At 41.9% G+C, this 11,438-nt stretch carries 8 protein-coding genes; 1 reads left to right on the forward strand and 7 read right to left on the reverse strand.

The genetic code is table 11. From position 1 onward, the window contains the following. Nucleotides 1-69 precede the first annotated feature (69 nt). Complete coding sequence (locus B4G81_RS03115) at nucleotides 70-1,323, reverse strand: Gfo/Idh/MocA family oxidoreductase (protein ID WP_294079986.1); 1,254 nt, start codon at nucleotides 1,321-1,323, stop codon at nucleotides 70-72. Between the two features lie 28 nt (nucleotides 1,324-1,351). On the opposite strand from B4G81_RS03115, the gene B4G81_RS03120 reads away from it, so the two are divergent. Further along, nucleotides 1,352-1,486 carry a hypothetical protein gene (locus B4G81_RS03120; protein ID WP_294079988.1) on the forward strand — a complete coding sequence of 45 codons (135 nt, stop codon included), beginning with the start codon at nucleotides 1,352-1,354 and terminating at the stop codon, nucleotides 1,484-1,486. Between the two features lie 108 nt (nucleotides 1,487-1,594). On the opposite strand, the gene B4G81_RS03125 is transcribed toward B4G81_RS03120, so the two are convergent. The 6 genes from B4G81_RS03125 to B4G81_RS03150 form a co-directional block, all read right to left on the reverse strand. Then, nucleotides 1,595-2,455 carry a BT_3044 domain-containing protein gene (locus tag B4G81_RS03125; RefSeq protein ID WP_294079989.1) on the reverse strand — a complete coding sequence of 287 codons (861 nt, stop codon included), beginning with the start codon at nucleotides 2,453-2,455 and terminating at the stop codon, nucleotides 1,595-1,597. A gap of 27 nt (nucleotides 2,456-2,482) precedes the next feature. Then, nucleotides 2,483-4,435: a RagB/SusD family nutrient uptake outer membrane protein gene (locus B4G81_RS03130; RefSeq protein ID WP_294079991.1), complete on the reverse strand. Its 1,953-nt coding sequence runs from the start codon at nucleotides 4,433-4,435 to the stop codon at nucleotides 2,483-2,485. Between the two features lie 10 nt (nucleotides 4,436-4,445). Beyond that, the gene (locus B4G81_RS03135) at nucleotides 4,446-7,502 is read right to left on the reverse strand and encodes a SusC/RagA family TonB-linked outer membrane protein (RefSeq protein WP_294079993.1); all 3,057 of its coding nucleotides are present in this window, start codon (nucleotides 7,500-7,502) and stop codon (nucleotides 4,446-4,448) included. 3 nt (nucleotides 7,503-7,505) lie between these two features. Beyond that, nucleotides 7,506-8,795 (reverse strand): IPT/TIG domain-containing protein, encoded by a 1,290-nt coding sequence (locus B4G81_RS03140; RefSeq protein WP_294079995.1) that lies wholly within the window; start codon nucleotides 8,793-8,795, stop codon nucleotides 7,506-7,508. 75 nt (nucleotides 8,796-8,870) lie between these two features. After that, complete coding sequence (locus B4G81_RS03145) at nucleotides 8,871-9,869, reverse strand: metallophosphoesterase family protein (RefSeq protein ID WP_294079997.1); 999 nt, start codon at nucleotides 9,867-9,869, stop codon at nucleotides 8,871-8,873. A gap of 5 nt (nucleotides 9,870-9,874) precedes the next feature. Next, nucleotides 9,875-11,413 (reverse strand): SusD/RagB family nutrient-binding outer membrane lipoprotein, encoded by a 1,539-nt coding sequence (locus B4G81_RS03150; RefSeq protein ID WP_294079999.1) that lies wholly within the window; start codon nucleotides 11,411-11,413, stop codon nucleotides 9,875-9,877. Nucleotides 11,414-11,438: the final 25 nt, after the last annotated feature.

The raw sequence follows: 11,438 nt of genomic DNA on the forward strand, positions 1-11,438 counted from the left end.
ATTTTCTGTCGTCACTCGACAAAGTTCAAACAAGTTTGGCTATGTGCTCTTCCTCGGAAAATTGGCACATTAAATAGTCCACGGTGCACGGGTAGGTTGATCCAGCAACCGGTTGGCTTCTTCGTCGTTGACAAAGATTTCGTTGACAGGATCAAATTCGAGTGTCCTGTTGAGTTGGAGTGCCACCGTACCCATATTTACGATTGTGGAGGAACGGAAACCATTGATTTCATTCAGCGCAAATTTCTGCCTGTTGCGAATGCATTCAAGAAAATCGGTGTTTTGAGCCTGAGGATCGGGGAAATCGGCCAACTTCTTTTCCCAGTCCGGAATATCGCATACAAAATTCTTATATACATTCCCATTCGGTCCGGCAATATAGGGTGTATTCGGTTTCCCGTAATCACCTCCCCAGAGGATTATCTGGCAACCGTCTTCGTAAGTATACGTGATGGATCGCCATGTACCTACCGCGTCGGGGTGCTGTTGGGGTGCATCTACTTCCACTTTTACAGGACTGGTATTGTCTTTGCCCAACATATATTGCACAGGGTCGATATAATGTTGCCCCATATCGCCCAAGCCTCCTCCATCGTAATCCCAGTATCCGCGGAACGTCTGATGTACGCGGTGTGCATTATAGGGCTTGTAGGGAGCCGGTCCCAGCCACATATCATAATCGAGTTCCTGAGGAATCGGTTGCGGTTCCAGGTGTGTTTTTCCTACCCAGTAGAATTTCCAGTCGAAGCCGGTATGTTTGCTTATGGTCACCTTCAACGGCCATCCCAACAGACCGCTGTCGACCAGTTTCTTGAGGGGTTTCATCGGCGTTCCCAATCCGTAGAAAGGATCTTTGAACCGGAACCATGTGTTAAGGCGGAAGATATTGCCATGCTGTGCTATTGCTTCCTTCACCCGTTTTCCTTCTCCGATAGTGCGGGTCATTGGTTTTTCACAGAAAATATCTTTTCCGGCCTTTGCCGCTTCTACTGACATAATGCCGTGCCAGTGGGGTGGAGTGGCGATATGAACAATATCCACGTTTTTGTCGAGAATCAAGTCCCGGAAATCATGATAAAGGTTGATTTTTTCCTTTACCATGGACGCAGCCTTTGAGAGATGCGTTGTGTCTACGTCACACATGGCCACCACTCGTGTGTTGTTGTAAGGGATATGACCTCGTCCCATTCCTCCCACGCCGATGATTCCTTTAGTCAGTTGATCGCTTGGGGCAATCATGCCCTTCCCAAGTACACTCCTGGGAACAATGGTGAGTAATGTAACACCGCCCATTGTTTTTAAAAATTGTCTTCTGGAAGTCATTGATAATTTAATTTAATTATTCTAGTGTATGTTGAAATTTATTTTCTTCAATCCCTCACTCCACACAGTGAAGCAGATAGCGAAAGAATGCACTTCTTCCCGTTTCCTTGGTAGGGTCGGAAAGAAGCGCACCGAGATTATGGTAGATAAGAATATCTGGTAAAGGTATTAAATATTTAATAAACACAATCTTTATTTGCGCAAAAAAGGCATAAAAGATTCAAGAGTTGATAGCGACGTTTACCAAGGAGCATTTCATATAAAAAGAGTATTATTCTTTTAAGCGGATTAGTTTTTCTCTTATTTCGTAACGTTTTTCTGAGATTATATAGCTATAATTTAAAATAAAACTTTCCGTTTCAGGATCATAATTACTTCCTCCTAAATCCCTCACATTATTATTTTCAGTTATCATTATAGAATGGTCGCTTTGTACCGTAAACTGTAAAGACCTTAAAGGTATGTTTTCTGCAAGTTCATTCTCAGTCCCCAGAAACATCCGGCATGTAAACTCGTTGAGGGGCAGGAGTGTTTTATCTTTAAACACCTGTTGAGGCATACTGGCCCCTCCTTCCTCCTGTAAGCTGCCGGTCATGCGATAAAGTCCTGAATAAGCATTCTCCAATTTTATAGCATACAAAATGGATGATAAGTCTTTACTAATTTCGTAATTGGGTGATATGCTTTTAATTTTGAGTGGAATTACATACATACTGTCAGGAGACAACCCTTCGGAAGTAACGAATATGGGCATTGTCCCGAAAGGTTCACCTTTTCTTATCTTCACATGGAAAGAAGGAATGTTATAATGCTCTGCTTTTAGAGCCTTTACATACCTGCTTTCATCCTCTTCAAACTCTATATAATTATATTTAGCGATCAACTCATCATCAAGCCCGATTTCGATCTCAATATCTGCGTCAGGCATCAGGGAACCGCTGCAATACAACGAAATAAAACCTTCCGTGGGCGCACCTTTGAATGGATGCGTAAATGGGTTTATCTTATTTTCGCTGTGTACTATATACACGATCTTTTTATATATTTCTTTTTCATAATATTCGTCCTGGCATGAAGAAAAAGAGAGTAACATGCCAGACACAATTGACCATATTATACTTTGTTTGCTCATAATTCATACATATTATAGTTTAATTACTTACCATCCCGGATTTTGAATAAGATTAGGATTTTTATCGATATCGGAAGTGGGAATAGGGAAAAAGTACAAACGACGATCGTAATTCCGCCTGATGTTTGCATGAATAACTCGCGTTCTTTTGAAGAACATATCCGGTTCTGATCGTAACGCTTCTACATTCATCCCCTCAAAAGGCTGATAGTCGTTTTCCAATCTTTTCCACCTCCGTTGGTCGTGATACCTCCTGCCTTCCAAGGCGAATTCGATAAAACGCTCCTTAAGAATAATTTCCCTGAGTGTATCACGATTGGATACTTCATCATCGGTTAATCCCGGCAATCCGGCACGATAACGTATCATGTTGAAATATTTTTTTATTGTTTCCGTATCCCGGCTTACCGTAATGTCATCAATAGTGTACGAGTCGGTAAGTTCGTTCAACGCTTCCACATAATTCAAAAGTATTTCAGCATAACGAATGCGGGCAAAGGCCTTATTGGACACACTGCCGAAATAATAATTATCGTCCGTATGGGTATATTTCCGGAAAGTATATCCCGTCAATAACCGGTCGTCCGGATCGGAACCGACTATGGCACCTGCGTTACCATCAGCAGAATAATTGACCAAGAAATTAGAATAGGCCGTACCTGCCGTAGTGCTTAACCCGTAGAATTTAGCCCCACTAAACATAATCGTGGCATAAAAACGATATTCCCGGTTTGCGTACATGTTAAAAGTTCCGGCTTGCAGGACATAGTCGGAGAATTTTTCATCATTCTGCGTATAGCCAGTTTCGGAATATTGATACTCCGGTAATATGGTTTTAGTGATAGTACCCCCGTCTCTCATATAGTAGGCATCCACTAATTTTTGAGAGGCATTCAGCCCATTCCATCCCGAAACAAATAATGGATGCGTTCCTCTTTCAACCCTGTAAAGCGAAACCGATTCCGAATTATCCCCCCAGATACATTCTTCATTCTTATACATAATGGTTTCACCATTGAACATATCACTGTATGAATGGTATGCGTCAATATCTCCGGCACCGTCCGGAAAATGTCCGGTAGGTACATTAGGCGCCAGTTTAGGTGAATTTTCTTTCAAAGGTTTTGTGTGTAATCCATATAAACCTTTTTCTCCCAGTTGGATTACCTGATAGGCGGCTACAGCAGCTTCAGCCCACTTTTTGTTGTCGGCAGTCTGGCTGATGAAATGCTTCCCGTCTAGATTGGTCCAATTCGAGTAAAATTGGTTATTCCCATTGTATAGGGGGCTGGCAGCATATAAACGAAGACGTGAAATAAGACTTAAAGCAGTGCCTTTGGTAGGCCGCATCCAATAAGAGGTAATCTGTTCCTCGGGTAAGATGGCCGCTGCGTCAGTCAAGTCTTTGCAGATATATTCCACACACTCGTCATAGGTGCTTCGTGGTAATGCCAACTCCTCTAAAGTCTGATCATATCCTTGTGGCATGTCCGGAGTGATGACCACTGGCCCGTATTGCTCCAATAACTTGAAATAAAAATATCCTCTTAGGAAAAGGGTCATTCCAATGATTTCTCTTTTTTCGAGTGTTGTGGCATCCTCGCATTCGTTGATACGGGTCAGGATGGTATTGGTTTTACGTATTCCCCGGTAGAAGTGAATCCAATTTTGGAAATAGGAAGACGATGCATCCAATTCATTGGCAGAAAAATAATTATGCGGAAAGGTGCTTCGTTTGTATGTCCAAAACGCGTCATCGGCACCTGTGAAATAAGGATACTTTGCCGTTTCAGCATGAGATCCCGCTTCGGGTAAGATATAGGTAGCCGTATTCCATAGATAGGCTTCCACAAAAGCTTTTCTGGCAAATACCGAATCGGCACTGAAAACATCCATGAAATAAGGATCTACATTCAAATATTCACAGGAATTACAAAAAATAATGATTCCCGCTACTATGGCAATGATATATTTTTTCATATGCTAATTATTAAAAATTCATGACCAAATTCAAGGTATATCTCCGTTGGATAGGATATGCGCGCCCATTGTATGAGGCTTGTTCAGGATCCCATAATTTGACGCTGTCCCAGACCCACAGGTTTTCCCCGATAATCGATATATCCACAGTCTCCAGTGCTATTTTCTGAAAAAAATCGGATTTTAAGCGATAAGCCAATTCCACATTTTTCAACCGTAAATAGTCATTACTTGCCAACCAGAAAGTAGAGGGTTGTTCATTATTACGGAAGCTTCCATAACTGAGACGTGGAAAACGTGCATTGGGATTTTCCGTGGTCGGATTTCCCGAATAATCAGCCGATATCCATCGATTGTCCGGATTATTGGCGATAGTCAGCACATTTCCTACATTTCCTCCACTATAAGGGAAGTAGTTACCGTTATACATGAATTTCGACATGGCAGCTCCCTGGAAAAATATACTGAATGTCCAGTTTTTATAGCCTATTTCTCCTGCAATGCCGTATGTTATTTGTGGCACATCGGAGTAGTCAAAATAGATATAATCCTCCGTATCTATTTTCCCGTCCCCATTGACATCCTTATACTTGATATCTCCGGGCAAAACCTCTCCAAACTGCTTTGGACTGCTTAATATTTCATTTTCATCTTTGAATAGGCCTAAAGAAATCAATCCTGTATGAGAACCGTAAATATGTCCTGTTTTGGCTTTATATGGGTATTTAAACGGGGGTTCTTCCCAGTAGTCGATCATATTTCTGGCATAAGTGAAATTGCCACGTAAGGTTAACCAGCTGGTTTTGTTGAAAGTGTAGGTGTAAGAAGAGGTTGCATCCACTCCATTACTTTTCATGGTGCCTACATTCCCCCAAGGTTGGGAAATATTTCCTACTGTAGCCGGCAAATTGGTCCTTTCCTGAAAGATACCTTCCCGGCGGTCCCTGAAAATATCAACCACAAAGGATAACTTATCTTTGAACGTCGCTTCGATACCGATATTGCTTTTAATGGCTTTCTCCCATCTAAGATTATCGGCGCCCAATTTTGTTTCGGTAATTCCATACTTTCCGCCCCATCCTGCTGAAGCATATTCCACAAAAGTGAAATAGGGAAACCTGTAATTGGATATTTTGTCATTTCCGGCTGTACCAAATGAGTAGCGGAATTTCAGGAAAGAAACGAATGGAATGTTGTTTTTAATCCAATCATAAGATGTAGGTATCCATCCCAAAGCAATTGATGGGAAGAAGCCAAACTGTTCACCTCTTTTAAAGTTCTCTGATCCGGTATATCCGAAATTTGCTTCTATCAGATAAGTGTCGTATAAAGAGTAAGTCACCCTGCCCGATATTCCCTGATTCCGTTCCGGGATGGCATCTGTTCCATCCCGGTCGCTCTCGGTAAATTCCTGATGAAAATAATGGATCAGTCCTCCTACACGATGTTTCTCATTGAACGTCCTGTCATAAATGAGAGAACTTTCCAGATAAGTCTTTTGCCTGGATAAAGCATCTGTTGTTACTTTAAGGGGTTCATTGTCATATTTCAGTTCCAGGTCCAGCTCCCCGTTCACTTTACGTTTGTTGGCATAGTAGAGGTCCGGCATTTTACTACGGGTAACCACATGATTGGTATATGTGTCGAAAGAGTAAAGCACTCTGGCGGAAAGACCCTTAACCCATTGTGAAAAATCCTGCGTGAGGGAAAGATTCGATTGCACACCGGTATTCTTGTCGCTCACATAACCGGTATGGTTAAGCAATACGGCCGGTGAAACTTCCGACAATGACTTTCCGTAGGTGGGCAATTGCCCGGTAGAGTATTGTACAGGGACTGTCAGCGGTGTAAGATTGGCTTGAGAACTCCAGATGTAGGAGGTGCTACCCATTCCCGGGCGATTCTGGTTGGTCAAATATCCGTCCACGCCTAATGAAATGGTCGTGGATTTGGTCACGTTGATATCCAGATTGGAGCGGAATGAATGTTTATTGTATTTTACATTGGTATTATAATCGTTCAACCCACTTTCTTTGTATAACGCATCGGACGAATAGGTGCTGGCACTTAAGAAATATCTGGCCACGTCACCTCCCCCGGATACGCTCAGATAATGATTGCGGTTCGTTGTATATTTTTTTAAAATCTCTTTTTGCCAGTCCACGTTGGGATATAAATCGGGGTCGACTCCTTTTCTGATAATGTGTAATTCCACATCATCATATATGGGAGTCTGCCCCCGCATGGCACGGGCTTCATTGGCCAATACCGCGTAATCATAAGCTTCCAGGTAATCGGGCATCCTGGGGGAATGGGATATCGTCGCATAGTTTTTAAATTTAATGGATAGTTTTCCTGACGACCCTTTTTTGGTGGTAATCAATACAACGCCATTTGCTCCCCGCACCCCGTACACAGCTGTGGCAGAAGCATCTTTGAGTACAGAAAAGCTTTCGATATCTTCCGGGTCGATCTGGTCTATACCCGAACGTTCGATCCCGTCAATTAAGATAAGCGCACTCTGGTTAGCGCCAAAGGTACTGATACCGCGAATCCAGAATTGAGAAAAATCATTCCCCGGTTCACCGCTTCGCTGCACGGAAACGATACCGGCCACTTTTCCGGCCAGTGCATTGGTGATGGAAGAGGAGGGGGTTTTCAATTCATTTACATCTACAGAGGATATGGAACCTACGACACTTACTTTGCGTTGTTGGCCATGGCCTACTACTACCACTTCGTCCAGTGCTGTCCCTCCACTTTCTTTCAACTGGATTTTTAGATTTGAAACGCTCTCCGTCACCAATATCTCTTCTTTTTCAAAGTCAATGAAAGAGATAACTACAATACTATTCTTGGTGGTTTTTATGGAAAATTTACCTTCTAAATCGGATACAACTCCCACTCCCGGTTCATTCTTTATATATACATTGGCTCCCGGCAAAGGTTCTCCGGTTTCATCCAGGATAACTCCCGATACCTGTAACTCCCGCTCTACGCTTTGGGCTGAAATGCTATATGTGCCAAGACAGAAAAGGAACACATATAAAATATATATCTTTCTCATATATTATTCAATTATAATTTTCCTGATTCTATAATTATTCATATCACATACATATATCGCTCCATCTACAGGACTTACGCATACACCATAAGGGCTACTGAACAGCGATTTCTCAGGAGCGCCATTCATATATCCGGTCTGTCCAGGTATACCCGCGATGGTGCTTGTATATCCATCGGGGCGAACCATACGTATCACATGATTATTACGGTCGGCGACGATCAGGTTACCATCAAGATCTACGGCTATCTGTGTTGGAGTATTGAATTGTGCTTCGGCACCGGGACCATCATTGTGCCCTTTGGTAGAACCTGCTAAGAATTTAAACTCATTGGTCCTCAAGTCAAAATAATAGATTTTACTTTCATCTCTTGTGGCTATATATACTCTTCTGTCTTTTTGAGAATAAGCTACATACACATAATCCCCGCTACGGATCACACCTTCCGCAAGGTAACCCCATTCTCCCGTTTTTGTGTCGACTTTAAACAGACTGCCGTTCTCTGCCCCGAAATAGAGTATTTCATCCTCATCGATGGCCAATTGTGAAACCCAATCTACTTTATCCCGGGGTATATTTGTTGGAATGACATATGCATTCCATTGTCTGTCAGGGTCAAAACAATATACATTCCGGTCTGTTGTACTTGTTCTCCAGACATACGCGGAAATATACACACGCTTACCGTCAATAGATGTACATCCTCCCACGGGGCGGGCTATATGGTCTGCCAGTGTTATAACCTGGTCCGTTTGTGGAGATATCAGCCTTACCCGTTTCTCATTATCCGTTACGAAGAGGTTATTTTCCCAATCACAATGAATGAAACGGGGAGACTCAAACATCGCTTCACCTATTGTACCGTCTTTAAATCCTCCTTTCCCGTCAGCATCTACAATCCCGGCAAAAGGGGAGACACTGGCTGATAGAATATACTTGAACTGTTTGGATTTGCAGATAACACTATCATTTCCTATCACAACCGAGATATCACTCAGATCACCCGGTTGCCGGGGGACTACAACGTATATAAGGTCTTCGGCTACACCTACCACCGTTGCTTTTTTATTATTAAAATAAACCTTAACGAGGGAGGGATCGTTTCCAAAATTTTTTCCAAGAAGTACCATTTTTGATGCTATACCACCTGAATCCGGAAGAAACGAATCAAAAGTAACGGGTATTTGAGGGTCATAAGGGTTTATCTGAACCTTGTTGTCGTCATTATTACACGCGACAACGAACAACAAAAACAATACATAGATATTTTTGTATTTTTTTATATTTTTCATACGATTATTCTATTTTTCTTGTTGGTATATGGAATATTAACAGTAAGGTTTGAAGTCTCAATTAAAATCCGGTATTTATTTGGAAAAAATGGTAAATTCTGCCGGGAAAGATACTTTGTCGCGGATAGTCCCATCAAGTTGGTGGAGCCATGTGTCGAATTCCCGTTTTCCTTCTTTAAGAACCACTACACGAACACCGTTAATTTGGGGAGTGTAAGTGGTTTTCCAACCGCTGAAATGTCCGTAAGCCAGCGCGATACCATAATAATTCACTATATAGTCGTTTACATGGTCGTGTCCAACAAACGTAGCCATTACATCGCCCATTTCCTGCATCATCAAGAACATACCCGAGTTGAGTTCGGGAGGACATTCGTCTTCCCTTCTCTCTCCATAGCGTATATTTTTTTCATCGTTGAATGCCAACCGGTATTCTGGTAAGGCGATATGAAAATAGGCCAAAGCAGGTAGCGGATGGAAATTATTTTTGATCGTATAGTAAATACTTTGCTCTTTGTACCATTGTATCTGTTTGTCTGTTATCCAGGCATAACCTTTTACGCCGTCTATTGTGGAATAGGCTCCGGTATCAAAACAGTAGATCAGGGCCGCTTCCTTGAGTGGCTTTTGACTACAGTATACAGGCAATATATTATCCATTACTCTGCCTGGGCTGACATCTGACAACCTGTTGATGTTGAAAGGGTAGGAAGTAACAATATCAGCAATCTCCTCCCTTGTTATACCCTGTTCATGATCGTGGTTACCCAATGTCACGGCGAAGGGGATTTTACGATCAATGACAAATTTGGTTACAGCATCCCATCCTTCCCGCACCGGTCTTCCGGTAATGATATCTCCTGTAAAGATGACCATATCAGGTTTTTCTGTATCCAGTATTCTGGGAATAAGCGTCAAAGTCGTATCTGATTTCGGATTACCGTGCATATAATGCATATCGGTAAACTGTACGATTTTAAAAGTGCCGTCTTTTTTAAAGGAAAGTTTTTGGGCATTTGCTGTAAAAACGATTGCTCCAATCGTTAATGTAAGAATCCATTTTTTGTGTGTCATAATCTTTAATCTTTTAATAACCACATGATTCCATTAAAATTATCCAGTCCGTTGTATTGACGTTGAATAGCTTCATTGAGATTGTCTGTGTTGTAATCAATCTCATTTTGAGGGTATTGCCACCGCGTCGGAAATTTGGTGTTATCGGTAGGATTCATATTTGAGCTGGGGTTCAGCACAAATTCGGGATATCCCGTGCGAACGAATTCAAACCACGCCAAATACCGGTTATGAAAAAAACCGGCCATATATTTTTGCTGAATGATTTGTTTGATCATGTTCTCCATGGTACCACCAAGTGCTACTGAAGAAGGATAGGAATTGATGTAAACCTCATCCATTGTTACTCCATGAGTATATTCTGTAGGCACAAAATGAACATAAAAATTCATAGAACTCTTGATCCCGTTGGAATAGTGAGTTTGGGCATCATCATCAATCCATCCTCTCACGGTCGCTTCCGCCAGAATAAATTCTACATCCCAATGACAGAACAATCCCACAGGTTCGGCAGTGGCCAGATCTATATAACGTTTATTCAGGTCGCTGTATTCCCTGTTACTTTTTTTATCGATAGTAACGCTGTATTCGTCCGATGGTTCAACACCGATATAGGCGTCGAAATCTGATTCTATTTTCCCGTTAGCCAACAACGATTCTGCCGGTTCGGCCACATAAAACAGACGTCTGTCCCGATTTCCCTTCAGGAGATCGATGTATGTGGTCGATAACATTGTGTATTGGGTAAAAGCATTCAGGTCCGTAGCCGTATTACTCCAAGGATAACAGTAGCCTTTCGCCCCATTGTAAGTAATGGCGAAATTATCGTTATAATCTCTCATCAAGGGTCGTTGGGCAACTTCTTTGAATTTATTTACGACATTCAGATCGTTGTCCGACGTTTTTTTATATAGGTTCATCAGTACATATAGTTCAAAACTGTTTGTAAGCCTACACCATTTATCTACGTTACCGCCATAAATGAAATCGCCTGATATATCGGCACCTTTCGAAAACAGGTCGTTTGCCTGGTCCAATTCATCCAAAATTCCTTTGAAAACTTCTTTTTGTGAGTCGTATTTGGGTTTGATAATACCCTGATTCCCTTGAATGGCTTCCGAATAAGGAATATCACCCACACGCATGGATAATTGGAAAAACTGCCATGCCCGGATAAAGTGTCCAAGTGCCTGGTAAGAGTTCGCAAGTTCTTTGCCCAAGTCAGCAGCATATTCGTTCATCGGCTCCACATTCTTCAGTACCGTAAGATGATTTGAAAAACTGGCTCTTCCCAGATTATTATACTGAGAGCCTTCTTTACGTTCAGTGAAGAGTATATATTTCCCATATTGGTATGGTTCGGTAAATCCTTTTGTCTCTGCAGTGGGCGTAGAGGTGATTTCCTTTATCAATGTTGTAGCAAGCCATGGAGCCATTGACTCCGAAGGTTTATCCGGGTTGGTATTGATCTCTTCGAAATTATCGCAACCTGTAAGTAGAACGGCAAATAATGCTACTATTATATTAAATAAATTTTCACTCATAATTTTCTGTTTTAATGTATGTCTC

It is taken from the genome of Proteiniphilum sp. UBA5384 (assembly GCF_002410825.1).
Classification (GTDB): Bacteria; Bacteroidota; Bacteroidia; order Bacteroidales; family Dysgonomonadaceae; genus Proteiniphilum.